Genomic DNA, 26,604 nt, shown 5'->3' with positions numbered 1-26,604 from the left:
ACCATAGGGAGAAGTTTTCGCAACGGTCCGCACCGCTTACACGAGCGGCCACGGGTAACGCATACCGGTGCGGTCGACCGGCAGTACCCGCTCGCGCAGCAAGCGCTGCACCCGGCGCTGCAGGGCGGCGACCTCCGCGCTGTCGAGGAGTTCGGCGACGTCGGGAGGCACGGCGTCGGCGAGCGGGGAGATGTTCTCAAGCAGGGCACGGGGGATGGGAACGCCTGCGAAGTCCCAGATCACGGTGCGCAGTTTGTTCCCTGCCGAGAAGCACAGCCCATGATCGATGCCCCACACCCGCCCGTCCTGCCCGCGCAGCACGTGCCCGCTCTTGCGGTCAGCGTTGTTGGCGATGCAATCGAACAGGGCGATCTGCGACAAGGCGCGATGGGTCTCGGGTGCGTCCACGTACAGTGTGAAGTAGTGCTCACGCACGTCGCCCTCGATGAACCGCTGCAGCGACCCGATCCCCAAGGGGGAGTCCTCGCGGATCATGGTTGCCGGCACGATGCCCCACTTCAGGTACTCACTGAGCAGGTACGCCGCGCGTTCCCGCCGGTACAGCCCAGGCTCAAAATCGGACAGCGGCCGTTCCCCGGCCTCCGGCTTGTAGACCGCCCAGGCCGAGTCGTCGCCGCAGGAGACTTGGACAAGGAAGGTTGCGTTGCTGCTGCGCAGGATGCGTCCGAGCAGCTCGACGCGGCCCTCGGCGAGCAGGGTCAGCTCCCGGTCGGGAAACGGTTCGTCCCCTTTCACGGCGCCCTCAGCCCACTCAAGGGTTCCAAGGTCGAGTTCACCATGAGTACGGCCGGCGCCTGACCCATCACGTACGAGATCACCGAAACCGAGCCCGGGCTGACCACGATGCGCTGGAAGAGGTCCAGATGCGAACCCAGGGCGTGGGCGAGGGCGGCTTTGATTGGGTCGGCGTGGGAGAAGCCGACGACGACGCCGCCGCCATGGGCGGCGCACAGCGCCTCGAGCGTTTCCACCATTCTCGATTGCATCTGCGAAAAGCTCTCCCCGTTCGGGAAGCGGAAGGCCGACGGTGTGTGCTGTACGGTCTGCCACTGCGGCAAGCCCGCCAGCTCGGCGAGTGGGGCGCCGGTCCACTCGCCGAAGTCACACTCGATCAGGCCGGCGTTCTCGTTCACCTCAAGTCCGGTGCGAGCGGCGGTGGGCTCTGCGGTCTCCCGGGTGCGCTCCAGCGGTGAGGAGTAGATGCCATCCACCGGAAGACCTGCGAGCCGTTCCGCGACCCGTTCAGCCTGGACCCGGCCCTGGTCGGACAGGTGCAGTCCGGGGGCGCGACCGGGCAGCACCGTGCCCGTGGTGGGCGTCTCCCCGTGCCGCACCAGAAGGAGCAGGGTGCTCGGCGGTGTTGATGGTGCCGACGGCGTTGCTACAGTCATCAACATCCAGCGTATGTGGTTGCATGGACTCACGCGCCGGAATAGTGAGAAGTCTGATACTCGATTCATTGCACGTTCGAGGACTAACGTTGAGGCATGAGTGATCGCCCCGACATCTTCACCCTTGGTGAACTGCGTGCAGCAGGCCATGCGCACAAGGACCTGCGCCATGAGATTCGCGACAACCTGCTCGCCGCGCTCGCCGCGGGCCGCGACCCGTGGCCTGGAATCTACGGGTTCAGCCGGACCGTCCTTCCCCAGCTTGAGCGCGCCTTGATCGCTGGCCACGACGTCGTCCTGCTCGGCGAGCGGGGACAGGGCAAGACGCGGCTCATGCGCACCCTGGTCGGGCTGCTCGACGAGTGGTCGCCGGTGATAGAGGGATCGGAACTGAACGAACACCCATATGAACCCATCACGGAGCAGTCCCGGGTCCGTGCGCTCGCTGAAGGGGACCAGCTGCGCGTGGCGTGGCGCCACCGCTCGGAACGTTACGTCGAGAAGCTCGCCACCCCGGACACCTCCGTCGCCGACCTGATCGGCGACGTCGACCCGATGCGGGTTGCCGAGGGCCGCCGGCTCGGGGACCCGGAAACCATCCACTACGGTCTCGTTCCGCGCTCCAACCGCGGCATCGTCGGCATCAATGAACTGCCCGATCTCGCCGAGCGCATCCAGGTCGCGATGCTCAATGTGATGGAGGAGCGCGATATCCAGATCCGGGGCTACGTGCTGAGGCTGCCGCTCGACGTGCTCGTCGTCGCGTCCGCCAACCCTGAGGACTACACCAACCGCGGCCGGATCATCACCCCCCTGAAGGACCGCTTCGGCGCCGAGATCCGCACCCACTACCCCATGGAGCTGGACGACGAGGTCGCCGTCATCGCGCAAGAGGGGCGGCTGGTCGCCGACGTGCCGCCCGTCATCCTCGAGATCCTGGCCCGCTACACCCGTGCGCTGCGGCAGTCCCCGGCCATCAACCAGGGATCCGGGGTTTCGGCGCGGTTCGCCATCGCGGGCGCCGAGACCGTCGCTGCGGCGGCGCTGCGACGGGCCACCGTGCGCGGGGAGGACGAGGCGGTCGCGCGGATTGTAGACGTGGAGACGGCGGTCGGAGTCCTCACCGGCAAGATCGAGTTCGAATCGGGTGAGGAGGGGCGTGAACAAGACGTCCTCGACCACCTCCTGCGCATGGCCACCGTCGAAGCCGTGCGGGTGCACTACCGTGGTCTCGACTTCGGTCCGCTCGTGGCGGCGCTCGACGGCCACACGACCGTTACCACCGGGGACCAGGTCACCGCGCGGGAGTTCCTCGAAAATCTCCCGTCCCTCGACGGGTCCGGTCTCTACGAGGAGATCAACGCGCGCCTGGACGCGAAAAACGACGGGCAGCGCGCCGCCGCCGTCGAACTGGCGCTGGAAGGTCTCTTCCTTGCCCGGCGGATCTCCAAGGAGTCCGACGGCGGCGAGACGATCTACGGTTAGGAATAGGAAAAGGAAAAGGCAGCATCATGCGCGCTCACAACCAATCCTCCAGGTACGGCCGGTACACCGGAGGACCAGACCCACTCGCTCCGCCGGTCGACCTGGCCGAGGCGCTCGACGCGATCGCCGAGGACGTCATGGCGGGCTACTCGCCCCGGCACGCCCTACAGGAGTTCCTGCGGCGCGGCGGCCGGAACCGTGAAGGCCTCGACGACCTCGCCGGCCAAGTTCAGCAGCGCCGACAGGATCTGCTGAACCGCCACCGGCTGGATGGCACTCTCAGCGAGGTCCAGAAGCTTCTCGACACGGCCGTGCTGGAAGAGCGCAAGCAGCTCGCCCGCGACGCCATGATGGACAACACCGACCGCGCATTCCGGGAGATGCAGCTGCAGAACCTGCCCCACTCCACGGCGGCAGCGGTCAACGAACTCGCCTCCTACGACTGGCAGTCGAGCGGCGCCCGGGAGGCCTACGAGCGGATCAAGGATCTGCTCGGCCGTGAGGTCCTCGACCAGCGGTTCGCCGGCATGAAACAAGCGCTCGAGAACGCCACTGATGAGGACCGCGCGGCCGTGGGCGAGATGCTGCGCGACCTCAACGAGCTGCTCGACAATCACCGACGCGGCGAGGACACGGACGCGGACTTCCAGGACTTCATGGCGCGGCACGGCAGGTTCTTTCCGGAGAACCCACAATCGGTGGAGGAACTGGTCGATGCCCTCGCGCAGCGAGCGGCCGCGGCCCAGCGGCTCCTGCAATCGATGTCCCAGGAGCAGCGCGATGAGCTGATGAGCCTCTCGGCCCAGGCGTTCGGCTCGCCCGAACTCATGGCCCAGCTCGATCAACTCGACTCGAGCCTGCGCACCCTACGCCCCGGCGAGGACTGGACCGGCTCCGAACGCTTCGAGGGCCAGGAGGGGCTTGGGCTGGGCGACGGCACAGGCGTGCTCCATGACATCGCCGAACTCGATGGGCTGGCCGAACAGCTCTCCCAGTCCTACAACGGATCACGCCTTGACGATCTGGATCTGGATGCCCTCGCCCGCCAGCTCGGACAGAACGCGGCCGTGACGGCCCGCACCCTCGCCGAGATCGAGCGGGCGATGCAGGACGGCGGCTATCTGCAGCGCGGCGATGACGGCGACTTCAGGTTGTCTCCCCAGGCCATGCGACGGCTCGGGAAATCCCTGTTGCGGGACACCACCAAACAACTGTCCGGCCGGCAGGGTCACCGGGACGCGCGTGTGGCTGGCATCGCCGGCGAGCAGACCGGTTCCAGTCGTGAGTGGCAGTTCGGGGACGCAGAGCCATGGGACGTCACGCGCACCGTGACCAACGCGATCCGCCGCACCATGGCCGACGGCGGTGATCCGAGCCGCGGGTTGCGCCTCGGGGTGCGCGACATCGAGGTGACGGAAACGGAAGCGCGTACCCAGGCCGCCGTCGTCCTTCTCGTCGACGTGTCGTTCTCGATGGCCGCCGAGGGACGGTGGGTGCCGATGAAACGCACCGCGCTCGCCTTGCACCACCTCGTCTCAACCCGGTTCCGTGGGGACCGGCTGCAGCTGATCACATTCGGCCGCTATGCGCAGTCCATGGAAATCGGCGCGCTCACGGCCCTGCCGGCGGTGCGGGAGCAGGGAACAAACCTGCATCACGGCTTGCTGCTGGCCAAGCGTTTCTTCCACCAGCACCGGTCAATGCAGCCCGTCCTCCTCGTCGTTACCGACGGCGAACCCACCGCGCACCTGTTGGCGGAGGGTGAGTCGTGGTTCTCCTGGCCGCCCGACCCCGAGACAGTCCGCGTCACGGTCGCCGAACTCGACCGCCTCGGGCGGGCCGGCACGCAAGTCACGTTCTTCCGGCTCGGCGACGACCCGGGTCTCGACCGGTTCGTCCAGGGTATGGCCCGCCGAATCGACGGCCGCGTCGTCGCGCCCGACGCTGCGGATCTCGGGGCCGCCGTTGTGGGGGAGTACCTCCGCGCCCATTTCCACGGACCGTACGGCGACGCCGACTGGGCTTCTTAGCCGGCGGCCAGCGGCCGGGGGCCGGAGGCTCGGCTTCTGCGGTGCAGCCGAGCCGAATGAGTAGTTCGCCGCGCACGCACGCTCAAGGCGGTGGGGCCAGCTACTACATGACGGGCCCCGAAGGTGAAAAGTCCCGCGGTTGGTGGCGCTTCACCGCCGTCCAGGCCCCGAACCGCCTCGAGTTTGACGACGGGTTTGGCGACGAGAACGGCGCGCCGGTTGAGGCAATGGGCACCACCTATGCCGCGGTCACCCTCGAGGAGATCGGTGACCGCACCCGGATGACGGACCTGTCCGCGCTTGAGTCTGAAGAGCAGTTGAACCAGATGGTCGATATGGGCACCTCCCGCCGTCATCCTCCGGCTATAGTCTTGAGCGGGCGGCCGCGTTGAGGGCGTCGTCCACGAGGATGAAGAAGTTCTATAATAAAACCAAAACAACTCTGAAGGAGTTCTCGCTGATGGATATGAAACTCGAGGTTGTACCCCTGCCAGTCACTGACGTAAATGCCAGTAAGACCTTCTACGTTGATCGAGTTGGTTTTAACCTAGACCATGATGTCCAGCCCGGCAACGGAATGAGGATTATACAACTCACGCCGCCTGGATCTGCTTGTTCAATTGTTTTTGGTACTGGAATGGGTGATTCCAGTACCAATGCTGGTTCTATAAAGAATCTTCATTTAGTGGTTGATAATATCACCGAAGCCCGGGAGAATCTTATTCAGCGCGGGGTGGATGTGAGCCATGTAGATGACATGGGCGGTGTTCAATACGCTTACTTTAGTGACCCGGACGGAAATTCCTGGGCACTGCAGCAAATTTCAGTACATTAATTTTGACTTGTTGATGCTGTATAAAAGTCCACCGTGATTGTTTAATTACTTGCAATAGCCGGAGCCGCGACGGTTGATGAACGCAGCACGCTGAGCCAGACGGGAAGGCCGGTGTCGGCCGGATTTACGTCGTCGTTCTTGATCATGGGACCACAGTGTTCCTTGGCCCGTCCCTGGTGACCGTGGTTGCTTAGTTCCGCGGTGATTTCTCGATGCGGATCCCATCCAGGGTGGCGATGAAACCCCCTCCAAGGATTTCTCCGGGTGTTAGGGCACCCGAGCAGCGGCCTGACGACAGCCGTCGGACGCACTCGATGCCGATTTGGGCGGTCAATCCTCTCGGGTCGGCGGCGGTGAGGGTGTGAGTCACCGACTTACCTGCCGCATCGAACACCTGAGCCGTAGTTTCATGGCTGGAAGCCTTGGTGGGAGTCTTCTTCAGCCGCGTGGACGGGCGGGGCACCGGAAATGTGCGCGCCGGCAGTATTCGGATCAGGCGTACGAGCAGTCGAACTGCGGCAGGATGGAAATTCAGGGTGTAGTAAACACTGATGTCGGGCAGGTGGGTTGAGGCTCGAAGGACCCACAGCTCCCCGCTCGACATCAGGACGGCCGGACGTCCGCCTCCCCGCAGGACAATCGGTATCACAGAATGGCCACCCGCCGCAGTTAGCCGGCCGTTCAGGTAGTGCTGTCCCTTTGCCGACAGCACCCTCAACGCTGACTTCCGGGCACCAGGGGTGGACATGCCCCCCGCCGAAGAATGGACGATTCTAAGTGAACGTGGATTCTGCAGTGCCCTTGTGGACTGGAGGGCTACAGCTTCAGTTGCCGCGGCGCCAAAGCCGGCACCGGGAACGAGAGCCACCCCTGAGACGGCAGCTTGGTCGGAAAGTGCGTCGGCTGCTGAAAAGGAGGCAAGTTCATTAGAGGCGTCGGTGTAGTGCACGCCGCTGCGGATGCACGCAACCATGAGGGGCATGGATGTCAAGGAGTATGGACCTGCTGCGTTGAGCACCACGTTGACTCCGTGCAGCAAGGCGCGCAGGGATTCGGGCTCATCGAGCGAAGCGACATCGGCGCCGATACCGAATTCTTCTCCGAGCATCCTGGTTCTAGCCGGGTTTCTCCCGGCCACCCTGACCTCCATGCCGGCGTTGATGGCGGCTTTAATTACTGCGGCGGCAAGTTGACCGGTTCCGTAGACGAGCAACACGGTAGGAGCCTTTCGGGTGGGGACGAATAAGTTCGGTGGTGACACTTTTGTGCGCCTGCAATAAAGCGATACACTCTGTAACATTATGGTGCACTCAAGCGGACGTCCACGCAAAGCGCAATTGGATGCGGCGCTCCAAACTGCTGCCGAAGCGCTGATCGTCAGTAAGGGATATGGGGCGATGTCCGTTGATGCCGTCGCCGCAGCTGCCGGGACGACGCGTCCTGCGTTTTATCGGCGGTATAGCGGTATTCCGGATTTGGTGCTGTCCCTGATCCTTCAGAAGTTCGGCGTGGACCTGGACTTTAATTCGGGGGAGCTTCGGACGGACCTTGTCAATGTCCAACGTGACCAGGTGGCTCTCTTCAGCGATCCGCTGGTGAGCAACAGCCTGGCGGGGTTTCTGGAGTCGACTCGGCACAACGAGGATCTGGCCTCGATGTTTGTGGGTGGCTTCCTTGGTCCGCGGAGGGCCGCCACCGGAGCCATTCTGCATCGGGCAGCAGCCAGAGGGGATATTCCCACCGGTTATGAAATGGACTGGGTCTGCGACCTATTGACCGGTCCGCTTCTGCTGCGCGCCATCATGCCGGGTCTGCCGTCACTGGACGAGGACCTTGTGCAGCACACAGTAGAAACCGCCCTCAGGGCGCTTAGGTACCCAACAGCATAGGTGGACCCACTCATGGAATGGCCGATTCGGATTGATCGGGAGCTCGTTCATAAGCATTCAGCGGAGCAGTCCTTGCTCGCTTCGGCACGCCGGGAAGCGTCGGGGGACTGGACCTTTCAGTTCTCCGTCCCACAGCAGCTTCGGGCTGCGGGCGGGCTGCTGCCCAGAACACCGACCACTGTCGGGGCGGAACTGCTTCGCCAGAGCGGCCTTGCCGTCGCCCAGCTGGAGGGCCAGGTTCCAAGTGACTGGTGCTTCCTCCTCCAACATCTGGAATTCAGGTGGCACGGCGCGGGGGGGCTGGTGATGTCTGAACTATCCGAGGGGACACTTCGGATCAAAATTCTCGAGCCGACCTATCGCCGGGGAGTTCTCGCGCGCCTGACGGCGATGGCGGAGTGTGCATTTTCCAACGGTGCCCAGGCCTCGGGAGTCGGAGCGCTTTCCTGTATGCCGCCACAGGCGTACAAGGCCGTTCGCCGGCACGCTCCGGATGTCGTCAGGACAAGCACGGGACCATTGGGGGCGGTACTACGCTCAGTGACCCGCGACGTGAACACGGTAACCGGCTCGATCGTGTGGAACTGGAATGACCCGTTTATCTTTGACCATTTCTCCGACCACGTTCCAGGAATGCTGTTCGTGGAGGCGGCCTTGGAGTCTCATACACTGCTCACCGGTCAGGAGGACCCGGGTTTCAGGATGGATTACCACCGTTTCGGCGAATTCAATGCGCCCGTCTCGCTGACCGCTTGGGTAAGTGGCGAAGGAACCAGCGTGTTCACCATCAGCCAACTCGGTCATCAGCTGGCAACCGGCTCGTGTTGCGGCGGAGTGGCTAATGGTCATGTCTCGGCTAGTGATTCAACACCCGAGGGCGGTTTTGAGCGTCCGGCCTTGCATCCGAGCTGCTGATAGGACGGTGAGGCACGGATGCGTGCGGAGTGCAGAAAGACGCCCCTTGCGACCATTGACTGTTGGCCCGTAGGAGTATAGCATTACGTTACATAGTGATATGAAATGCAGGGATGGCCTTCGGGCAAGTGATAGACCGGATTGGCCCGGACGGTTTGGGACGTACGAATAGGCCTTGCGTTTTCCCAGCGGCAGGAGAGGGCTATGGAACCGAAGGTGAAAGCACGGATGCAGGCAGGGAAAGCAAAGACGGCTCGGATCGCTGAAGGACGAAGGCTGTCGGTCATAGATGCCAACGCCTGCTCAACCGAGGCACGGACCCGCGGAAACGATTCCGCATCCAATCTGCCCTTCGAACCGCGGCATAAGCAATTGACGGCGGACATCCTTAGCCTGCTTGCCGTGCTGAATGCCAGGTTGACAGGCCAGGTGCGTCTTTGCTCAGAGCAGGCAGGCTGCGAAGACGACAGGCTGGACAACCAGGCTGCCCTGCTCTGGATGCAGACGTCGCTCGACGATATCGCCGCGACGCTGGAAGGCATTTCGCGGGCAACACAAGAACGGTCGACGACGATGGCACGGAGCTGGGCAGGGTCCTCACAAAGGAGGGACTGACAATCCAGGAAGTCAGTCAGCCCAATGCGCGGGTCAGACTCCGGTTCGAGTCCCACCTCGGCCACAATGTAAGCGCAGGTCAGCTCCACATTGGCTTCCTGAGTTTCTCAATTCTCGCCAACGCTGCACGGTCACGCTTTGGACCCCTTGGAGGGCTCCTCCTGCGTTTGGGCCGGGGATGTACGGCCGGTGGCCCCGCGGTGCACGGCCGGCATCGCTAAAACGGCGACGACGGTAAGCACAGCAGCGATCAGTACGGCCAGGAACACGGCGGCGGAGGCAGCAACGATCGTGTGCGGGTTCGTGTCGCCGTTAGGGGTGCCCGCGTAGATCGCGTTCGCTACTGCGCCGAAGACGGCGACGCCGAGGGCGCTGCCGATCGATCGGGCAAAGAGGTTGGTGCCGGTGACCACTCCGCGTTCATTCCATTCGACGCTCGACTGGGCGGCGATGAGAGTCGGAGTCGCAACGAGACCGAGTCCGAGCCCGATGATGAAGCAGCTGCCGGCGACCATCAGGACATTGGGAGCGGAGGCGGTGAGGGCAAGAACAGCGGTGCCAACGACCGAGACCGAGATGCCGATCAGGCCGGTGGTCCGGAATCCGATCCGAAGATAGAGCCGCCCGGATTGGGAGGCACTGATCGGCCAGCCCAGGGTCAGGGCTGCGAGCGCCAGACCGGCCAGGATCGGGGAGGTCGACAGTGCCCCTTCGAGGAAGGTGGGAACGTAGGAGGTGAGGCCGAGCAGAACCGCGCCGACACCGAAGGCGACCAGGGCCGTCGTCGTCAGCAGCCGCCGTGACACAACCCATGGCGGCAGCACAGGCTCGGCCGCCCGCCGTTCGACGAGGAGGAACACGGCGAACACGACGGATCCGACCGCGAAGACCGCGATGCTGACGGGGGAGTTCCACGCCCACGCCTGGCCGCCCTCCAGAGCCCCAAGGATCATCAGGCTGAGGGAGACGGTGAGTAGGCCGGCACCGAGGTAGTCGACACGGTGCCGGGTGCGCTCGATGTTCTCGTGGAATGTCCGGATGATCATCCAGCCGGCCAGCAGGCACAGCGGGACGTTCACCAGGAAGATCCCACGCCAGATCCCTAAGGAAGAGAACACGCCGCCGAGCGTCGGACCTACGACCGAGGAGATCGCCCACACGCTGGCTAGGTAGCCCTGGACCTTAGCGCGCTCTGCCAGCGAATAGATATCGCCGGCGATGGTGATGGCCATCGGCTGGACTGCCCCGGCGCCGAGGCCCTGCAGCACGCGGAACGCGATGAGGGCCGGCATGCTCCAGGCAACTCCGCAGAGGATCGATCCGAGCAGGAAGAGGCCAATGCCGGTAAGGATGATCGGCTTGCGGCCGACTAGGTCGGAGAGCTTCGCGTAGACGGGCACGGAGACTGCCTGCGCCAACAGATAGGCGGAAAAGAGCCACGGGAACGACGAAAACCCGCCGACGTCGTGCACGATCGATGGCACGGCTGTTGCGACGATCGTTGAGTCGATGGCAACGAGCCCGGTCGAGAGCATCAGGGCGATGAGGATGGGCCCGCGTTCAGAGCGGAAACCGATTCCCTGGGCAGTCGTAGTCGTCACATCATCCCGTTTCGGTCGGCGTACAAATGCGCTTCATGGGCAGACCCGCGTGTGGTCTCCCATCAGTAAACCCCGGCTGCCCGCGAATTAGTCCCGAACGCTTACCTCACCTCGCCCCGCCGCCCCGAGAATAGGAGTATAGGAGTTCAGCCGAGGCGGGGAGGTCCTTGGGGACTGCCACGGTTTGGATGCTCCTATTAGTACCATCCGTCACCCGAGTTTAGCTATTCAAGGCTTCTCGACGGCGCGCTACCGGCGCGCCAACCGTCGCGCATGCTTGGATTACGGAGTGGAGCCGATGAAGATATTGGGCCCGACACACGGTGCCGCGAGGGCAGACGGCTTGACGGACCTGGGTATCGGGGATGGCTCGGCATCCTCATTGTCGGACTCGTCTACGGCAGTCAGAAAGTAAGTCCCATGGTCCGGCGCCATCCTCAACGCAACGGCAACTGTCGTGGAGCCGTGTGACTTAGCCGGCTGACCTTTGGCCGGCGACCAGAGGATGAAGAGTTCGCCGTCAAAGAATCATGGAGACGTTCCGCCGTTCGCTCGGCTATCGCCGCGGCCAGCCTGATGGCAGTGGCCATCGGCCTCATCGCGGGCACAACGCCGAGGATAGTGCTGGGCCTTGTGGGCGTAACCCCTCATTTCGGTTTCGGGACCTGGCTGGCACAGTACGCTTGCTTACCATAAGCTCGGAAGCCGACGCCGTCTAGATGGGACTTGATAATGGCCTCTAACGAAGTTCAACCACCGACGGACCCGGGGGTGCAGGGGGAACTACGCCACGACCGCTTCGTTGGCGGGCAGGACCTGACCCGGTGGAAGAGCCCGCCCGGCCGCTTCCTGGCGAACCTCGCCCAGCGCGTGGCTGCCCGGCTGGGCCCGAACGCTGCCCTGATCCTCACGTTGGCCATCGGGGCGCTGATAGCGATCATCATGACCGCCGTATTCGCCCAGGTCTACGACTCCGTGACAGAAGCCGACGGCGTCGCAGGTCTCGACCATCCGCTCCTGGCTGCAGCCAAAAGCATCCGCTCGCCGGGCTTCGACATCGTCATGACCGCTTACACCAACGTCGGCGGAACCATCGGAATGCCCATCCTGGGCATGATCGCCACCGTCACCCTCGCCTTGAGGAGACGGTCCTGGACGCCCGTCATCCTGATCCTTACCGCTGCCGCCGGGTCCCTGCTGATGACCATCGCAGGCAAGCCGCTGTACGGGCGGGCACGCCCTTCCTTGAGCGACGCAATCCCGCCCTATGAGCACTCAGCGGCTTTCCCCAGCGGACATGCCCTGAACTCCTTCGTCATCGCCGGCATCGTCGCCTACCTGATCGTCCTGCGCCAACGAAGGCGCCGTGGCCGCGTCCTGACGGTTGCTGTCGCCGCGCTCTTTGCCCTCACAATGGGACTGAGCAGGGTCTACCTCGGCCACCACTGGTTCACCGATGTTCTCTCCGCCTGGGCATTGGGCGCCGCGTGGCTTGCCTTGGTCATTACAGCCCACCGCCTCTACCTGACCATCAGGAAACGCAGAACACCCGACCCTGGTTAAGGCGCGAGGGCCGCGACCTTGCTCTGCTCGATGGCGCTGGTCCGGAGTGGGATCCGGCCGATGCCGCGCGCGGTGGGGAAGGCGGCCACGTCTCCGGCAGCGACGATGTCAGGACGGACTCGGCCGCGGGTATCGACCTCAAGCCGACCGTTGAAGAGGAGCCCGCTGGTCGACGGCCAGTTGGTGTTCGGCATGTAGCCCATAGCTGAGAGGCAGCCCGAGGCGATTTCCATGCCATGGCGCCGCCGCCGACCACCACAACCGAACTGGATCGTGAGGAGGGATCAGGATTCGGTGGAGGGTCAAGCCGGCGCCGGCCCCAGGTCTCTTTCTGCGTGGCCAGGGCGGGTCTCGGGTTGTTGCGATGGGCTACCCTCCAGCGACGACGAAAAGCCCGGCGATGCCGACAGCGTAAAGCACGAGCACGATCAGGGAGTCGGTTCCCATCCGCGCGATCCGTCGTTGGGGCCGAAAGAGCAGGCCGAGCAGGTAAACCAAGGTGAGGATGATCGCTAGGGCGGTGAGGTAGATGTCTGTGGCCTGGGCTTGGGGGAGGACTGCCTTGCCCGAGATGAGCACGGCCAGCAGGAAAAGAACCGGAAGAAACGCATTGCCTCCGAAGATGTCGCTGACCGCTAGTTTGTAATCACCCTGCCGTACCGAGGCCAAGCCGGTGGAAATCTCCGGTAGGGACGTTGCCAGTGCCAGGACTGTGGCTCCGAATAGGACTCCGGAGAGTCCGATGTGGTCTGCGGCTGCGCTGCCGCTTTGTTCCAGAATCACGCCGGCAATGAGTGTCGCGAGGGCGGCGGCGGCGAAAACTGCGACGGAGGCGCCGGTGCTTTTTGTCTTGCTTGAGTCGTGCTGGGCTTTCGCCTTACTGTGGCCCTTGGGTTCGGGTTGGCTTTCCGGGGCCTCGCCCTGTTCCTGCCATGGAAGGTGTTTTTGCGCGCGTTGGACCAGCAGCAGCCCGACGACCCAAATGGCTGTGATGAGAACGACGTCGGGTGTCAGGCGGGCGATGACAAGCCCCGGTGGCATTTGGCTGCCGGCAATGACGACGCCGAGGATCGCGACGACGGTCACGGCTTCAATGACGAGTGTCAGCGACGCGGCCTTATAGGTCAATGGGTGTTTTCCTTTGATCCCGAAGACATCCAGCACTACCAGGACGACGGTCTGCAGGGCAATGCCGCCGAGAATATTGCCCACGGCGACTTCGAGGTTTCCGGAGATGGCGGCGCTGATCGTGATCGCGAGCTCGGGAAGGTTCGTTGCTACAGCCAGCAGGATCAGCCCGCCGAGGGCCGAGCCGAGGTGGAAGCGCTGATCCAGGATGTTTGTCTTGTTGGACAGTTGAATGCCTGCGAACCAGATGACCACCGAAGCGCCAAGGAAGATCACGATCAGGAGCCACAGGGGCAAGGACGACATCATGAGTGCACTCTAATTTCCTTTGTCGCCGGCGTTTACCTGACCTGGCTGTTGCACAACCAGTCGGAGTGCGCCTTGGAGTGCGACGACTTGGCCCGGCTCACCAGCCATGAAGCCAGGGACGAGCCAATGGAGGCAAATCCACCCATGTAGGCGTACTCGCTCTTGATGCCCGCGTCGTGAAGCTTCTCAATCATGGACACAACCTCCGGAAAGTCAAAAACGTAAGGACACTTAGCTTTGCATCTGCGGTGCCGGATTTGAAGCGTTGGCCCCGTTTTTTCCGGCTCCGGAGATCGACGACGCGGCTGTCGGGCGACGCCGTTGTGCCGCCGAGTTTGGTCGGTGTGGCCTTCGATCCGTGAGATGCGTCGCTTGCAGGGGCGGATGCTCCAGATTACGATGGTCAGCCAGAAAAATGCGGAGGCCAGGAGAAGGTCACGACCCTGGAGTACCCGGAGGTTGAGGAGGCCCCAATGCCGGTGATAACCAAAGCCATACCGCCCTCGCCGCTTCCACTGCCGCCCAGCTTTCGGCGACCCTGGCCGCTTCTTGGCCTCGATTGATTGTCGTCGTCAAGCGGCCGTGGACCGGTTCGAGTAATCAGTGACTGAATGACCGGGTCAACAAAGCCGTCCTCCAGGAAATGCCTGCGGGTCGGGTAGCTGGCGGCGCCCAGCTCCGGGAGCAACTAGGTGGTCATTCTGCGGCCTCCTCTGTGGCTGTGTTACTTAACTGGGTTAGTCCATCGTTTCAAATGGCTGTTCCCTCCGCGTTGGAACCGATAGGGTGCGGACCGGGAACCTCCTGGCCGGGATCATCCCGACCGGACCAGGTCTTAATGACCGTCCAGCCGACCGCTGTCAGCGGGACGGCCAGCAAGGCGCCCAGGACTCCGGCGAGCATGGCTCCCGCGGCGAGGGCCAGCAGGATCACCAGACCATGAATGTGGAGAACCTTGCCCATCAGGACCGGCTGAAGTATGTGGTGTTCGAATTGATTCGCCCCGATCAAAACGGCCAAAACGATCAGCGCGGACAGTCGCCCGTTCGATACCAGGGCGACGAGGACGGCAAGGCTTCCGGCCGCGGTCGCACCGATGATGGGGATGAATCCTCCAATGAAGACGAACACGGCCAACGGCAGGGCCAGGGGAACCTGAAGGATGGCCAGGGCGATGCCGACGATCAACCCGTCGATGGCCGCAATGATTGCGGTACCCCGTACATACCCGCCCAGTACGATGGCACTGTGTTCGGCAGCGAGGTGGGCCTTGGCTTCGTGCTGTTCTGGAAGAAACCCGAACAAAAAGGCGCGGATCTTCGCGCCGTCCTTGAGGAAGAAGAACAGTATGACGGCCATCAGGACCGTACCGGCCGCAGTTTCTGCCGCTACCCGCAGCCCCGAGAGTGCTTCGGTGCCGAATGAGCCGCTGGTGAAGAACTTTTGGATCTGGTCGCGGCCGGAGTTGATTTGGGCATCGCTGAGCGGAAAGGGGCCAGCGTTCAAGGAAGCGTGGAGTTGATCAATGCCAGCCACTGCTCGGGTGGCGAGTTCCTTCGATTGGTGCCGGATAAGGTCGACGACGCCGGTGACGACCGCGCCGAAGACCGCCAGAATGGCCACGAGTGACGTGGCGACGGCCAGTGCGCGCGGCCAGCGTTTAGCGGTCAGCCAACGCACGAGGGGGGATATGGCGGAGGCGAGGATGAGGGCGATCAGAACAGGAGTGAGGACCAGCGGGACCCGCGTCGCCGCCCATACGATCACCCCGACCAGAGCGGTGACCAGAAGCACCTGCACCGAGCGGATGCTGGCCCTGCCGAGGGTATCGGCCCAAATTGCCGTTTCTCCTGCGCGGAATTTTGACGCCGAAGCACCCGGTGCTCCTGAGGCATCTTCAGGTCCAGACATGATCGTTCCTCCAGCTGAAAGTAGAGCCGCTCATTCGTCGCTATGGGCAATTCATATCATGGCCATCCGATCAATCCGCTGATTTTGCCGGCAAGCCCGGTGCCGTGCCATCGTTGCGACTTCTGCAGACGTTTTTGGGTTTAGTCCGATGGTTTAGGCCGCCATACGCCGAAGCGGTTGCCCTGCGGATCGAGGAGGTGCGCGAACTCGATGGCGCCGTTGTCGACGAACGGGACGGCGACGCTCGCGCCGAGGGACTCGGCTCGGGCGATTGCGGCCTTGACGTCGTCGACCTGCACATAGAAGATCGCCCAGGAGGCTGCGCCCATCGACGTGGTGTCCCACAGCCCTCCCTTATCGCCGTTGACCATGCGGTAGCCGACCGGCGAGGGCTCACCGAAGGTCCAGTCGAATAATGAGCCGTAGAATTTTTGGGCGCTATCCGGGTTAGTCGAGCCGACCTCGAAGTAGTTCACAATGGCGGCCATCGCCGTCTCCTTTCCGTTGCGGCCACACGGGAGCGAGTCAGCCGTGCGACTTGGTCAACCGGTGCTTTGCGCATCGATTGTGGAGATATTAAACCGAGGTCGCCTTCCTCTACAAGTAGGACCGTCGGCTACAAGTAGGACCGTCGGCCGATATCGATGGGCGCTTCGGCAATGCCTGACCTGGTTCCCGAGTCCACGCGCCCCGGCGCGTGCCGAGCGGCATGGCGTCGTCGGCCAGGGCTACGGTTTCCGCTGGCGGTGCACGGGGAGGCGCTCGCGCGCGCTGCCCACCGCAGCCAGAGGAGCGTCCGCCGGGGCCACGGCCGGTTCACGACCCAATTCGCAAAATGGATCTTGCGGTATGCGGCCACCTGGTGGCCCGTCCGCATTGATAGCGACCAATGTGTTGTACGCCCTGCCCGGTCGCGTGGACGCCTCCCCGACGCCAGCCACCAGCGCCGTGCGGTGACGGCGGGCGATGGCCGCCAGGGTGGTGCACACAGGACCGTCCAGCGGCTCGGTAACCTCCGGAACGGACGCGTCGACGGCCTTCTTTCATAGCTGGCATATTCGGGGAAGGCAACCAATTGGGCGCCGTGGGCGGCAGCCTGGGCAGTGAACCCATCGATGGCGGCCAATCCAGACATAGCTAAGCCGATTGAGCGCCCTGCCGGTGCCAGGCACTTGTCCGTGGCGTAGTCCACGTGGCACCGTTGGGAACGGATGTGCCCTCGGCATTCTGTGAGCGCGCAGAACATCCGGGTGCAGCGAAGGAGGCGGCAGGGATGGACAGCCGGCCAGATGGGGACCACGGGCGCCGGCTGGAACAGGCCGCGGAACTGCGGGCCGCCCGGACCTCGGGCTGCCCTGCCGATGCGGATATCCGTCACCGCGTGAACGATGCGCGAGAGGAGGCACGCCGGCAGCGGAAGAAGATCGACGACTCCGCCCGCGCAGATTATCTGATCCAGGACGCCATGGCGCGGGGAGTTCGACAATCTGGAGTATGCTGGCAAGCCGATCCCGGGGCTGGGGGGAGCTCCGGATCCTGATTGGTGGATCAAGGGAGTGATCCAGCGGGAACAGCTCACCGGCCTGGGTCCGAAGGCCATTCTGCTCCGGAGTGAGGATGCGGGACTGGACGACCGGCTGGATACCTTGGGCTCGGCGCAGCAGGTGCGCGAAGTTGTCGAGGACTTCAACGCCAGGGTGATTGATGCGCGTCGCCAGCTCCAGGGCGGACCGCCGGTCGTGACGAAGACCCGCGACGCCGACCGCGAGGTGGTCCGTTGGCAGGAGCGCCGTGCCGCCCGTGCGGCCGTGGCTCGGGTGGTGCCGGCGCCGCAGGCCGGACTGCCGTGGTGGCGTCGGATGTGGCGCGGGCCGCTGTAGGCCGGGAACGCCGGACGCCTGCTCCCGTCATTCTCTCGGTGTGGCTAATCCATCGACGACTTCGATGTCCGGCAGCTTCGCCAGCTCCTGCGGATTGAGCAGGAGCGTGCTGCTCCTGCTCCGCACACCCAGCAGCGCCATGGCAATGTCCATCTCCTTCTTCGGGTCTCGGCCAACCCATCCCCGCAACCTTGGAGGCATGTAGCCAGAACCAACCACCCCGAAACCCCGAAAGCGCCGCCATGCCCGGGATTTAACCCGTCACCAGCCGCGTACTTCGGTCTTGCACGTTCAAGTTCCCGTTCTGCAGGCAAGGTCTGCGTTCGGATCGGCGATGAACCGGGACAGATGGTTCTGCGGCAGTCACTCGTCCAGCGATGGCGGGACCCGCATCACGGGGGTAACGGGGGGTGTCCAGGTGGCGGGATCAATCCTGCCCTGGTAGACGGGGAGCTCGATCGCGGCCTCGCCGGGCCGGAATTGCGACCACATGCGGTTCAGTCCTGCCGTTCCGTGCAAGCGGACGCGTTCGACGGCGCCGAGGTCAAGTTCCGCTGCCAGCGTCGTCGCGTCCGGGCTGGGACCGCTGGCGATGACGGTGCCCTCAGGATCGACAATCAAACTTTGGCCCTGGCCCGTGGGGCCGGCACAATTGACGCTGACCATGAAGACCTGATTGACGATCGCGTTGGCGCGCGCCAGGATCAGCTCTTGGGCCCGGTCCGGCGTGGTGGTCTTGACGACATTCAAGATCACCTCGGCGCCCATCCATGCCAGTTGGCGGGTGACCTCGGGAAACCATGCGTCGTAGCAGATGTTCAGCCCAACCCGGCCGATCCCCTCCAGGTCCACGGTGGTGAAGCGCCGGCCCGGATTGTAGGGTTCGAAAGGCCGCCACGGGAAAACCTTGCGGTAGTAGCCGGCCAGCTCCCCGTTGGGCGACAGCACCAGCTGCGTGTTGAACAGTTCGCCGTCCTCGCCGCGCTCGCAGACGCTTCCCGGAACCAGCCAGATGCCAAGATCCGCTGCCATCTCCTTGAGCCCGGCGACCCGCGGACCATCCAGTGGCTCTGCCGATTCCAGGAGTGCTTCCGTCCGTTGCCGGTCGGGCCGGCCATCGCCGAAGAGGTGGAGTTCCGGGAAGATCACCAGCCGCGCGTCCGGCTGTTCTGCAACGGCGCGGCTTACTTCGTCGGCGAATCCGGCGAGTGGATCGCCGATGAGGCGGGGTGGCGCCTGCGCGGCGACCAAGGGCAGGACACCTGACATTTGGTGGTCCCAGTTCTCGAAGTGACTTGCAACAGATTAGATCATAAGGATCACTTAAGGGGAAGAGTGCGCGATGTGAAGATTGCCGTTGATGTGTCCCGCAGGCATGTCGACGTCCTGCACCGGACCATGTTCATAGGACTGGTGGACGGAGCAGAGCGAGCATAACGGCGGCGGGATACTCGTCTGCCTGGTTGCGGCGCCTTCGCCTTCTGCGGAATTGATGGCGGCCATGCGCGAGTTGAGCTGTCGGGCAATGGCCGTGGCCCGTTCCGCGTCCGTGCTGAACACGGCCGCGCCGAGTCCGCAGTCTGAATGGTTGGCCAGGTCACTGCTTCCAGGTCGCTGGCGACCGATGGCGGCCGGCGGGTGCCTCATGGGCTGATCGTCGCCCTCGGCGTCCTCGGTACCGACAATCATCTACAGCGTTTTTTCGAATGTCACAGGACAGAGGGAGTAATTTTTCGCGGATCCGGTCGTATCGACATCGGCCGGGTTGCAGGACACGATTACGACGACGGCGGTCATCGATGAGGCTTGAAGCTGGCCGTGCCATGATCGGTGATGTGACCGGACGACTGATGCTTCTCGACACCGCTTCGCTGTACTTCCGCGCCTTCCATGGGCTGCCCGACACCATTCGCGCCCCCGACGGTTCGCCCGTCAACGCTGTTCGCGGGCTGCTGGACATCATTGCCCGGCTGGTCACCGACTTCGAGCCGAGCGAACTGGTCGCCTGTTGGGATGACAATTGGCGCCCGCACTGGCGTGTTGCGCTGATTCCCGGTTACAAGTCACACCGCGTCGCCGAACTGGTGCCCGGGGGCAATGACGTGGAGGAGACGCCGGAACTCCTCGTCCCGCAGCTCCCGATCATCCGGGAGCTGCTCGGCGCACTCGGCATACCGATCATAGGCGCGGTCGACAATGAGGCCGACGACGTGATCGGCACGCTCGCGACCCGAGCGCGGCTTCCTGTCGACATCGTCACAGGTGACCGCGACCTGTTCCAGCTCGTCGACGACGACTCCGGTGTCCGCGTGATCTACACGGCCCGCGGGATGAGCAAGCTCGAGTTCGTCACCGACTCCGTCGTCGTGTCGAAGTACGGGGTCCTTCCGGGCCAGTATGCAGACTTCGCTGTCATGCGCGGAGACCCCTCCGACGGGCTCCCCGGAGTTCCCGGCATCGGGGAGAAGACGGCCGCCGGCCTGCTGGCGCAGTTCGGCGGTCTCGACGGGATCATCGAAGCTGCTCAGGACCGGGCGACGCCACTGTCGGCGTCGGTGCGATCGAAGGTCATCGCTTCCTCGGCCTACCTTAAGGTGGCACCCCGTGTCGTCGAAGTCGTGCGCGACCTCGATCTCGGTGAGGTAGATGCACGTATCCATCCGCTTGATGCCGATCGTCTCAACGCGCTGCACACGCTGTCTGAGAAGTGGGGCCTCGGACGCTCGCTCGACCGCGCTTTACGCGCGCTCGGCGCAACGGACTGAGCCGGCCGCTCCTTCTGCCGACCGAGGACTTCTGTCAGACCGGGGGCCGTGCTGCCGTGACGTAGCCGAGTGCATCCACCGAGCAGGCCTTGCTGGCCCGGTTGGGCGGCCTGGCACCGGAAGTAGCTTTCCGGCAGTTGGAGGACACGTTCAGATGTCATATTTCGACACGTAAATGTATCTCGGCGGAGTCCGGGCCGTAACATTACAGCAGATACAGGTTCCCGCTTGCCAAGTTCGCTGAAAAGGACTAAGGACGTTGCCACTCGAAACATTGCCCGTACTCGACTTCTCCCGATTGAATGCGGGATCGGAGGAGGCGTCCCGGTTTCGTGACGAACTGCGCAACGCCATGCACGAGGTCGGATTCCTATACCTGGCCGGCCATGGCATCCCGCAGGAGCTCACGGACGCGATCTTGGACGTATCCCGGCGCTTCTTCGAGCTGGCCGACGAACAGAAGCTCGCGGTCGAGAATGTCCACAGTCCACAGTTCCGGGGCTACACCCGGGTCGGCGGCGAGCTCACGGACGGTGCAGTCGACTGGCGCGAGCAGATTGACATCGGCGTCGAGCGGGACGCGGTGGAACCGGGCCCGGGCGTCGCTGACTATTGGCGCCTCGAGGGGCCCAACCTGTGGCCGGATGCGCTGCCCGAGATGCGGGAAATTGTCTCGGAGTGGACGGAGCGGCTGAGCATCATCTCACTGACTCTCCTGCGCGCCTTGGCGGTGTCCCTCGGAGCGCCCGAGGACACCTTCGACGAGGCATTCGCCGCACGGGCTTTCCCCCTGCTCAAGATTGTGCGGTATCCGGGGGAGTCCGACCCGGAACCCAAGCAGGGTGTCGGCTCCCACCGCGACGGCGGTGTGCTGACGCTCCTGTTGGTGGAGCCCGGGAAGGGCGGCCTCCAGGTCGAGTACCGGGGGCAGTGGATCGACGCACCACAGGTGCCTGGAACATTCGTGGTTAACATCGGCGAGATGCTCGAGCTGGCCACTAACGGCTACCTGAAGGCGACCCTGCACCGCGTGATCTCGCCGCTTCGCGGCACCGACAGGGTCTCCCTTCCGTTCTTCTACAATCCGGCGCTGGACGCGACAATGCCGCAGCTCGCGGTGAGCCCGGAGTTTCAAGCCAGGGCCCGCGGCCTGTCGGTTGACCCGACGAACAGCCCGATTCTGGAGACCTACGGGGATAACGCCCTTCGCTACCGGTTGCGGGCCCACCCGAACGTTGTCGCCGTGCACCACGAAGACCTGCAGAAAGGCTGACGGCGCCCGTTCCAACAACAGCCCAGGCAGCGGCCCGGGGGGATGGTTTGCGGGCACAATGGAGGCGTGACTACTCGGCTGACCGCATCGGACCCCGCTGGTGCCCGCTTCGATCTGGACGCCATCGGGACCGGGCTGGTCTTCGCGGACGCACTGGGGGAGCTCGCCGAAGCCCTGCGTGCGGGAGGTCCGGCCGGAACCGCCGTGGTGCAGGCGGCTCCGGGGACGGGCAAAACCACGCTGGTGCCACCACTGCTCGCCAACCTCGCCATCAACCTCGCCGCCGGTGCCAATCCCGCCAACCTAGCCGTCGGCGCCGCCGACCTGGCCGCACACGCGGAAGGACCCCGGCCACGCGTCGTCGTGAGTCAGCCACGCCGCGTTGCCGCGCGCTCGGCGGCCCGGCGCCTTGCCGCCCTGGACGGCAGCCGGCTCGGGGACCGCGTCGGGTACACGGTCCGTGGGGAACGGAAGGCGGGCCCGGAAACCCTGATCGAATTCGTCACCCCGGGGATCCTGCTCCGCCGTCTGCTCGCGGATCCCGGCCTGGAGACAACCTCCGCCGTCATCCTCGACGAGGTGCACGAACGCGGGCTGGAGACCGACCTCCTGCTCGGCATGCTCACCGAGGTCCGCCAGCTGCGCGGTGACCTCACCCTCGTTGCCATGTCCGCTACCCTGGACGCGCCCCGGTTCGCCGTCCTGATTGGGGCGTACGACGGCGGCGGCCCGGCTCCCGTCGTCGACTGTCCGTCCGCGCTGCAGCCGCTGGAAGTGCGTTGGGTGCCTGGCGCGGCGCCGAGGCTGGATGATCGGGGAGTGACGCGCGCATTCCTGGACCATGTCGCGGACACGGCCGTGGCGGCGCGGGCCGAAGCCCATGCGGTGGACCCTGACATCGACGCCCTGGTGTTCCTCCCGGGTGCATGGGAGGTGCAGTACGTCGCGGCCCGGCTGCGCGAGCGGGCCGGGCCGCGCGTCGAGGTACTGGAGCTGCACGGCCGGATCGGTCCGGCGGCGCAGGACCGGGCCGTCTCCGGACGGGTTCCCGGTGGGCTCCCGCGGATCATCGTTTCCACGGCACTGGCAGAATCGTCCCTGACGGTTCCGGGCGTCCGGCTGGTCGTCGATTCGGGGCTGTCACGTGAACCGCGGCGGGACAGCACCCGCGGCATGTCCGGCCTGGTGACCGGGTCGTGCTCCCGGGCCTCGGCCGATCAGCGCGCCGGACGGGCGGCCCGGCAGGGACCCGGGCTGGTGGTCCGCTGCTACGACCAGAAGACCTTTGGCGCCGCGCCGGCGCACCGGACCCCGGAGATTGCGGCGGCGGATTTGACGGGTGCCGCCCTGGTTCTGGCCTGTTGGGGAGCGCCCAGCGGCAGGGGACTGACCCTTCCGGATGCCCCGCCCCAGGCCGCCATGAATGAGGCCGTTGAGGTGCTGCGCGAGCTGGGCGCGGTGGGCCCGGACGGCCTGGCCACCGACCTGGGCAAGACTCTGGCCAGGATCCCCGTCGATCCGCGGCTGGCCCGCGCCCTGCTGGACGGCGCCGCCGTCGTCGGGCAACGCGCTGCGGCAGAAACCGTCGCTCTCGTGTCCGGGGATCTGCGCGCTCCCGGCGCTGACCTCACCCGGCTGTTGACCACGCTGCGGACGGACAGGACACCGGAAGCCCGGCGATGGGCGGAGGATGTCCGGCGGATGGCGGCGATCGCGCGCCAGGAGGAGTCCGCCGCGCTCTCTTCACCCGGGCCGCCCTCCTCACCCGCTGTGCCGGTGACCGCCGCGGAGTCGGTGGGTTTCGTCGTCGCCCTGGCGTTCCCGGACCGGGTGGCGCACCGGGTCCCGGGCGCGGGGCGGGAGCAGTACCTGCTCTCGTCCGGGACCCGGGCGGGCCTGCCGGCCGGCAGTGCGCTGTCCGGGCACGAATGGCTGGCCGTGGCCGAGGTCTCGCGCGCACAGGGACGCGACGCGGCCGGGACGGGAGCCGTCATCCGGTCCGCCGCCGCGCTGACCGCGGACACGGCGGAGGCCGCCGCCGGCCATCTGCTCAGTGAGACGGTGGAGGCGGTGTTCAGCCGGGGCCGGGTCACTGCCCGGCGCGAACGCCGGCTGGGAGCCATCGTGCTGTCTTCCACGCCGGTCCGGCCACCCGCGGAGGAGGGACGCGCGGCGGTGGCCCGGGCGATGGAGACGGAGGGGCTGGGCATGGTCGGCTGGTCGACGGCGGCGGACGGGTTGCGCCGCCGCCTCGCCCTGCTGCACCGGGAGCTGGGTGATCCCTGGCCGGACGTTTCCGAGCGGGCATTGCTGGCCCGGCTGGACGAGTGGCTGGCGCCGGAGCTTGAGGCCTTGGCCGGCGGGACCGCCATGGCCGGGATCGACTTGGCCGACCCGTTGCGGCGGCTGCTGCCGTGGCCCGACGCGGCCCGGTTGGGCGGGCTGGCCCCGGAGCGGCTTGAGGTGCCGAGCGGGTCGCGGGTGCGGATTGACTACCCGGACGTGGCGGACGACGCCGGCCGGCCGGTGGTGGCGGTCAAGCTGCAGGAGTGCTTCGGCTGGGCACAGACGCCGCGGCTGGTGGACGGAAGAGTCCCGGTGCTGTTCCACCTGCTCTCTCCGGCCGGACGGCCGTTGGCCGTGACGGACGACCTGGCTTCCTTTTGGTACGGACCCTATGCGCAGGTCCGGGCTCAGATGCGGGGCCGCTATCCGAAGCATCCCTGGCCGGAGGATCCGTGGACGGCGCCCGCGACGGCCAGGACCAAAAACCGGATGTGACGCCCGGCCCGCTTGCTCCTGTGCGTCGCCGTCGTGCCTTGTTGTTTTGGTCAAGCAGTTCCTGGCAACACCGAATGTCACCTGGGCGGAAGGGACATCGCGGCCGGAGCGTGCGAGCATAGCGGGATGGCTAATTCCAAGTCCGGGGACTCGATGTTGGACCGCTTTGTGCGCATCCTGAGTGCTTTTGACGGTTCGCGTAATTCCATGACCGTCTCGGCACTGGCCCGTCTGGCCGACATTCCACCGGCGACGGCCTACCGGCTCGTTGATGAGCTTGTCCGGCGAGACTTGCTGTCCCGTTCCGAGGGAGGCCAGGTCTCCTTGGGCCTGCGTCTGTGGGAGCTCGCCAGCCGCAGTTCACCGGCGGTGGATCTGCGCGAAGCAGCCAGGCCGTTCATGGAAGACATTCAGGCCGTGGTGCGCCAGCATACCCAGCTTGCCGTCCTGCGGGATGACGAGGTGCTGTTCATCGAGCGGCTTTCCAGCCGGGTATCGGTGGTCAATCCGGCCCGGGTGGCCGGCCGTCTGCCGGTGCACAGGACGTCGTCGGGCGTTGTCTTGTTGGCCTATGCGCCCGGCCATATTCAGGAGGCCTACCTGACCCGCCATCCGGACGCGGCGGTCCCGCTCGATTCGGTCTCCATTGACCTCCGCCAGCTTCTCGCCCGTGTCCGGCAGCAGGGATACGCAGCCCTGGATGGGCTGGTCGACACCGAGACATCGGGGGTGGCCGTTCCCGTGCTGGGGGCCCGGAACCTTGCCATTGCGGCGCTGAGCGTTGTGGTGCCCCTTTTGGGGGATAACCTGCATTCGATCCTCCCGGTGCTGATGGCCGGCTCACGCGGAATTTCACGGTCCATGGGTGTGGTTCCGAAGCCGGAGCAGGCCATCATTCCCATTCAATAAGAACGCAGCGGTGGCGTCACTATCTGCTGGGTCACACTGGGTGAGGCTACAGTTTGGCACCGTCAAAGGAGACCATTTGAGTTCCGCGCAGATCATCAGGACAAAAGTCGGTATTGTTGGCGGCGGTCCCGCCGGACTCATGCTTTCCCACCTGCTCTCGCGGGCGGGCATTGACAACATCGTGATCGAGAAGCGCGACCACGAGACCATCCGCAATACACACCGCGCCGGCATCCTTGAAGCGGGGTCGGTGAAAATGCTGACCGACACCGGCGTCGATGGCCGGGTGTTGACAGAGGGGCACCGCCACGATGGCATTGACCTCCGATTCAACGGGGTCAGCCACCGCTTGGACTTTCAGGACCTGGTGGGGGAGTCCGTGTGGCTCTACCCCCAGAATGAGGTCTTCGTGGATCTGGCCGTGGCACGAAAACGAGACGCCGGAGATGTCCGTTTTTCCGTCACGGACTCCGACGTCTTGGACCTGACCACCGACGTCCCCAAGATGCGTTTTACAGATGCGGAAGGCCAGCGGTTCGAGGTGCACTGCGACATCATCGCCGGCGCCGACGGATCTCAGGGGATCTGCAAGCGGGCGATTCCCGCAGACGAGCGCACCGACCATTTCATTGCCTACCCGTTTGCCTGGTTTGGCATCCTCACGGAAGCCCCGCCCAGTGCACCGGAACTGATCTACGCCAACTCCGAGCACGGCTTCGCCCTGATCAGCCAGCGCAGTGAACGTGTCCAGCGCATGTACTTCCAGTGCGACCCGAACGAGGACGCGTCGGTCTGGACCGAGGACCAAATCTGGGATGAGCTGCAGAAGCGCGTCGACGGACCTGACGGCTTTACGCTCAAGCGCGGACGGATCTTCGAGCAGATGGTGCTGCCGTTCAGATCCTATGTCTGTGAACCGATGCGTTACGGCAATCTGTTTCTGGCCGGGGATGCCGGCCACACCGTCCCGCCCACCGGCGCCAAGGGGCTGAACCTGGCGCTGGCCGACGTGTTGGTCCTCTTTGAGGCCATTGATTCCTTCTATGCCGCCGGATCCCGGGAACTGTTGGAGGGCTATAGCGACACGACGCTGGAGCGGGTCTGGAAGGCGCAGAACTTCTCCTTTTGGATGACCAGCATGCTGCACACCCGGGAGGACCAAAGCTCCTTCGAGCGCAAGCGAATCCTCGGTGAGCTCAACAGCGTCGCTACGTCCCGGTACGGCCAGCAGTACCTGGCCGAGGCTTATACCGGCTGGCCTTCCGCTTAGACCCCCACTCAATCCACGAACAGGAGTCCACGT

26 protein-coding genes and 2 pseudogenes are annotated in these 26,604 nt (G+C 64.8%); 15 read left to right on the top strand and 13 right to left on the bottom strand.

All coding sequences use genetic code 11. The features are described from left to right. Positions 1-36 precede the first annotated feature (36 nt). Positions 37-756: an SCO1664 family protein gene (locus QMG52_RS12380; protein ID WP_283560709.1), complete on the bottom strand. Its 720-nt coding sequence runs from the start codon at positions 754-756 to the stop codon at positions 37-39. Continuing rightward, complete coding sequence (locus QMG52_RS12375; RefSeq protein WP_283560708.1) at positions 753-1,418, bottom strand: MSMEG_4193 family putative phosphomutase; 666 nt, start codon at positions 1,416-1,418, stop codon at positions 753-755. Before QMG52_RS12375 ends, QMG52_RS12380 begins: the two co-directional genes overlap by 4 nt. A gap of 90 nt (positions 1,419-1,508) precedes the next feature. Between QMG52_RS12375 and QMG52_RS12370 the strand changes: the two genes are divergently transcribed. From QMG52_RS12370 to QMG52_RS12355, 4 genes are all read left to right on the top strand, one after another. After that, positions 1,509-2,897, top strand: a complete 1,389-nt coding sequence (locus tag QMG52_RS12370) for a magnesium chelatase ATPase subunit I (RefSeq protein ID WP_283560707.1) — start codon at positions 1,509-1,511, stop codon at positions 2,895-2,897. Positions 2,898-2,923: 26 nt separating this feature from the next. Beyond that, positions 2,924-4,927 carry a vWA domain-containing protein gene (locus tag QMG52_RS12365; protein ID WP_283560706.1) on the top strand — a complete coding sequence of 668 codons (2,004 nt, stop codon included), beginning with the start codon at positions 2,924-2,926 and terminating at the stop codon, positions 4,925-4,927. 56 nt (positions 4,928-4,983) lie between these two features. Beyond that, complete coding sequence (locus QMG52_RS12360; RefSeq protein ID WP_502920516.1) at positions 4,984-5,319, top strand: SRPBCC family protein; 336 nt, start codon at positions 4,984-4,986, stop codon at positions 5,317-5,319. 68 nt (positions 5,320-5,387) lie between these two features. Beyond that, a complete protein-coding gene (locus tag QMG52_RS12355) occupies positions 5,388-5,762 on the top strand; it encodes a VOC family protein (RefSeq protein WP_283560705.1) in 375 nt (124 codons plus the stop codon). Positions 5,763-5,952: 190 nt separating this feature from the next. Here QMG52_RS12355 and QMG52_RS12350 read toward each other — a convergent pair whose 3' ends face one another. Beyond that, positions 5,953-6,978 carry a saccharopine dehydrogenase NADP-binding domain-containing protein gene (locus QMG52_RS12350; protein WP_283560704.1) on the bottom strand — a complete coding sequence of 342 codons (1,026 nt, stop codon included), beginning with the start codon at positions 6,976-6,978 and terminating at the stop codon, positions 5,953-5,955. Between the two features lie 85 nt (positions 6,979-7,063). On the opposite strand from QMG52_RS12350, the gene QMG52_RS12345 reads away from it, so the two are divergent. The 4 genes and pseudogenes from QMG52_RS12345 to QMG52_RS12335 all read left to right on the top strand — a co-directional run bounded on the left by QMG52_RS12345 (position 7,064) and on the right by QMG52_RS12335 (position 9,181). Continuing rightward, positions 7,064-7,651, top strand: a complete 588-nt coding sequence (locus tag QMG52_RS12345) for a TetR/AcrR family transcriptional regulator (RefSeq protein ID WP_283560703.1) — start codon at positions 7,064-7,066, stop codon at positions 7,649-7,651. 12 nt (positions 7,652-7,663) lie between these two features. Then, positions 7,664-8,020: pseudogene (locus tag QMG52_RS22315) on the top strand (AfsA-related hotdog domain-containing protein); the annotation flags it as partial. A gap of 171 nt (positions 8,021-8,191) precedes the next feature. Further along, positions 8,192-8,566, top strand: coding sequence for an AfsA-related hotdog domain-containing protein (locus QMG52_RS12340; protein ID WP_283560702.1), 375 nt, complete (start codon positions 8,192-8,194; stop codon positions 8,564-8,566). Between the two features lie 204 nt (positions 8,567-8,770). Next, the gene (locus QMG52_RS12335; protein WP_283560701.1) at positions 8,771-9,181 is read left to right on the top strand and encodes a hypothetical protein; all 411 of its coding nucleotides are present in this window, start codon (positions 8,771-8,773) and stop codon (positions 9,179-9,181) included. A 131-nt stretch (positions 9,182-9,312) separates the two neighbouring features. On the opposite strand, the gene QMG52_RS12330 is transcribed toward QMG52_RS12335, so the two are convergent. Next, positions 9,313-10,782 carry an MFS transporter gene (locus QMG52_RS12330; RefSeq protein WP_283560700.1) on the bottom strand — a complete coding sequence of 490 codons (1,470 nt, stop codon included), beginning with the start codon at positions 10,780-10,782 and terminating at the stop codon, positions 9,313-9,315. Positions 10,783-11,514: 732 nt separating this feature from the next. On the opposite strand from QMG52_RS12330, the gene QMG52_RS12325 reads away from it, so the two are divergent. Further along, entirely contained in the window at positions 11,515-12,345 is an 831-nt protein-coding gene (locus tag QMG52_RS12325; protein WP_283560699.1) for a phosphatase PAP2 family protein, read from the top strand. On the opposite strand, the gene QMG52_RS12320 is transcribed toward QMG52_RS12325, so the two are convergent. The 6 genes from QMG52_RS12320 to QMG52_RS21955 all read right to left on the bottom strand — a co-directional run bounded on the left by QMG52_RS12320 (position 12,342) and on the right by QMG52_RS21955 (position 16,682). Beyond that, entirely contained in the window at positions 12,342-12,578 is a 237-nt protein-coding gene (locus QMG52_RS12320) for an FAD-dependent oxidoreductase (protein WP_283560698.1), read from the bottom strand. The two genes, QMG52_RS12325 and QMG52_RS12320, sit on opposite strands and share 4 nt — an antisense overlap. Before the next feature lie 136 nt (positions 12,579-12,714). Then, complete coding sequence (locus QMG52_RS12315) at positions 12,715-13,782, bottom strand: sodium:calcium antiporter (protein WP_283560697.1); 1,068 nt, start codon at positions 13,780-13,782, stop codon at positions 12,715-12,717. Positions 13,783-13,814: 32 nt separating this feature from the next. Next, positions 13,815-13,976, bottom strand: a complete 162-nt coding sequence (locus QMG52_RS12310; protein WP_283560696.1) for a hypothetical protein — start codon at positions 13,974-13,976, stop codon at positions 13,815-13,817. Between the two features lie 556 nt (positions 13,977-14,532). After that, positions 14,533-15,693 (bottom strand): AI-2E family transporter, encoded by a 1,161-nt coding sequence (locus tag QMG52_RS12305; RefSeq protein WP_283560695.1) that lies wholly within the window; start codon positions 15,691-15,693, stop codon positions 14,533-14,535. A 140-nt stretch (positions 15,694-15,833) separates the two neighbouring features. Then, positions 15,834-16,181 (bottom strand): VOC family protein, encoded by a 348-nt coding sequence (locus QMG52_RS12300; RefSeq protein ID WP_283560694.1) that lies wholly within the window; start codon positions 16,179-16,181, stop codon positions 15,834-15,836. A 240-nt stretch (positions 16,182-16,421) separates the two neighbouring features. Further along, positions 16,422-16,682 carry a hypothetical protein gene (locus QMG52_RS21955; protein WP_349361709.1) on the bottom strand — a complete coding sequence of 87 codons (261 nt, stop codon included), beginning with the start codon at positions 16,680-16,682 and terminating at the stop codon, positions 16,422-16,424. A 284-nt stretch (positions 16,683-16,966) separates the two neighbouring features. On the opposite strand from QMG52_RS21955, the pseudogene QMG52_RS12295 reads away from it, so the two are divergent. Further along, a pseudogene (locus tag QMG52_RS12295) lies at positions 16,967-17,573 on the top strand (DnaJ family domain-containing protein). A gap of 27 nt (positions 17,574-17,600) precedes the next feature. On the opposite strand, the gene QMG52_RS12290 reads toward QMG52_RS12295, so the two are convergent. The 3 genes from QMG52_RS12290 to QMG52_RS12280 form a co-directional block, all read right to left on the bottom strand. Then, positions 17,601-17,726: a hypothetical protein gene (locus tag QMG52_RS12290; protein ID WP_283560693.1), complete on the bottom strand. Its 126-nt coding sequence runs from the start codon at positions 17,724-17,726 to the stop codon at positions 17,601-17,603. Between the two features lie 210 nt (positions 17,727-17,936). Then, positions 17,937-18,842 carry a carbon-nitrogen hydrolase family protein gene (locus tag QMG52_RS12285; RefSeq protein ID WP_283560692.1) on the bottom strand — a complete coding sequence of 302 codons (906 nt, stop codon included), beginning with the start codon at positions 18,840-18,842 and terminating at the stop codon, positions 17,937-17,939. Between the two features lie 54 nt (positions 18,843-18,896). Continuing rightward, on the bottom strand, positions 18,897-19,262 hold the full coding sequence (locus QMG52_RS12280; RefSeq protein ID WP_283560691.1) for an aldehyde dehydrogenase family protein: 366 nt from the start codon (positions 19,260-19,262) through the stop codon (positions 18,897-18,899). Between the two features lie 134 nt (positions 19,263-19,396). On the opposite strand from QMG52_RS12280, the gene QMG52_RS12275 reads away from it, so the two are divergent. The 5 genes from QMG52_RS12275 (at position 19,397) to QMG52_RS12255 (ending at position 26,571) form a co-directional block, all read left to right on the top strand. Then, positions 19,397-20,338, top strand: a complete 942-nt coding sequence (locus tag QMG52_RS12275) for a 5'-3' exonuclease (protein WP_283560690.1) — start codon at positions 19,397-19,399, stop codon at positions 20,336-20,338. 259 nt (positions 20,339-20,597) lie between these two features. Further along, entirely contained in the window at positions 20,598-21,611 is a 1,014-nt protein-coding gene (locus QMG52_RS12270) for an isopenicillin N synthase family dioxygenase (protein ID WP_283560689.1), read from the top strand. A gap of 66 nt (positions 21,612-21,677) precedes the next feature. Next, entirely contained in the window at positions 21,678-24,392 is a 2,715-nt protein-coding gene (gene hrpB / locus QMG52_RS12265) for an ATP-dependent helicase HrpB (RefSeq protein ID WP_283560688.1), read from the top strand. Positions 24,393-24,518: 126 nt separating this feature from the next. Beyond that, a complete protein-coding gene (locus tag QMG52_RS12260; RefSeq protein WP_283560687.1) occupies positions 24,519-25,301 on the top strand; it encodes an IclR family transcriptional regulator in 783 nt (260 codons plus the stop codon). A gap of 76 nt (positions 25,302-25,377) precedes the next feature. Then, a complete protein-coding gene (locus QMG52_RS12255) occupies positions 25,378-26,571 on the top strand; it encodes a 4-hydroxybenzoate 3-monooxygenase (RefSeq protein WP_283560686.1) in 1,194 nt (397 codons plus the stop codon). The last annotated feature ends 33 nt before the right edge of the window (positions 26,572-26,604 follow it).

Source organism: Paenarthrobacter sp. PH39-S1, from assembly GCF_030063245.1.
Taxonomy (GTDB): Bacteria; Actinomycetota; Actinomycetes; order Actinomycetales; family Micrococcaceae; genus Arthrobacter_M.
This window is presented reverse-complemented; position numbering and strand designations above follow the sequence as displayed.

Coding starts and splice junctions, on each gene's coding strand:
- QMG52_RS12375 (WP_283560708.1), bottom strand. CDS start 1,418: ATGTTGATGACTGTAGCAACGCCGTCGGCACCATCAACACCGCCGAGC.
- QMG52_RS12275 (WP_283560690.1), top strand. CDS start 19,397: ATGATCGGTGATGTGACCGGACGACTGATGCTTCTCGACACCGCTTCG.
- QMG52_RS12325 (WP_283560699.1), top strand. CDS start 11,515: ATGGCCTCTAACGAAGTTCAACCACCGACGGACCCGGGGGTGCAGGGG.
- QMG52_RS12315 (WP_283560697.1), bottom strand. CDS start 13,782: ATGATGTCGTCCTTGCCCCTGTGGCTCCTGATCGTGATCTTCCTTGGC.
- QMG52_RS12260 (WP_283560687.1), top strand. CDS start 24,519: ATGGCTAATTCCAAGTCCGGGGACTCGATGTTGGACCGCTTTGTGCGC.
- QMG52_RS12370 (WP_283560707.1), top strand. CDS start 1,509: ATGAGTGATCGCCCCGACATCTTCACCCTTGGTGAACTGCGTGCAGCA.
- QMG52_RS12305 (WP_283560695.1), bottom strand. CDS start 15,693: ATGTCTGGACCTGAAGATGCCTCAGGAGCACCGGGTGCTTCGGCGTCA.
- QMG52_RS12320 (WP_283560698.1), bottom strand. CDS start 12,578: ATGGAAATCGCCTCGGGCTGCCTCTCAGCTATGGGCTACATGCCGAAC.
- QMG52_RS12345 (WP_283560703.1), top strand. CDS start 7,064: ATGGTGCACTCAAGCGGACGTCCACGCAAAGCGCAATTGGATGCGGCG.
- QMG52_RS12290 (WP_283560693.1), bottom strand. CDS start 17,726: ATGGACATTGCCATGGCGCTGCTGGGTGTGCGGAGCAGGAGCAGCACG.
- QMG52_RS12310 (WP_283560696.1), bottom strand. CDS start 13,976: ATGATTGAGAAGCTTCACGACGCGGGCATCAAGAGCGAGTACGCCTAC.
- QMG52_RS12285 (WP_283560692.1), bottom strand. CDS start 18,842: ATGTCAGGTGTCCTGCCCTTGGTCGCCGCGCAGGCGCCACCCCGCCTC.
- QMG52_RS12280 (WP_283560691.1), bottom strand. CDS start 19,262: ATGATTGTCGGTACCGAGGACGCCGAGGGCGACGATCAGCCCATGAGG.
- QMG52_RS12355 (WP_283560705.1), top strand. CDS start 5,388: ATGGATATGAAACTCGAGGTTGTACCCCTGCCAGTCACTGACGTAAAT.
- QMG52_RS12335 (WP_283560701.1), top strand. CDS start 8,771: ATGGAACCGAAGGTGAAAGCACGGATGCAGGCAGGGAAAGCAAAGACG.
- QMG52_RS12360 (WP_502920516.1), top strand. CDS start 4,984: ATGAGTAGTTCGCCGCGCACGCACGCTCAAGGCGGTGGGGCCAGCTAC.
- QMG52_RS12300 (WP_283560694.1), bottom strand. CDS start 16,181: ATGGCCGCCATTGTGAACTACTTCGAGGTCGGCTCGACTAACCCGGAT.
- QMG52_RS12365 (WP_283560706.1), top strand. CDS start 2,924: ATGCGCGCTCACAACCAATCCTCCAGGTACGGCCGGTACACCGGAGGA.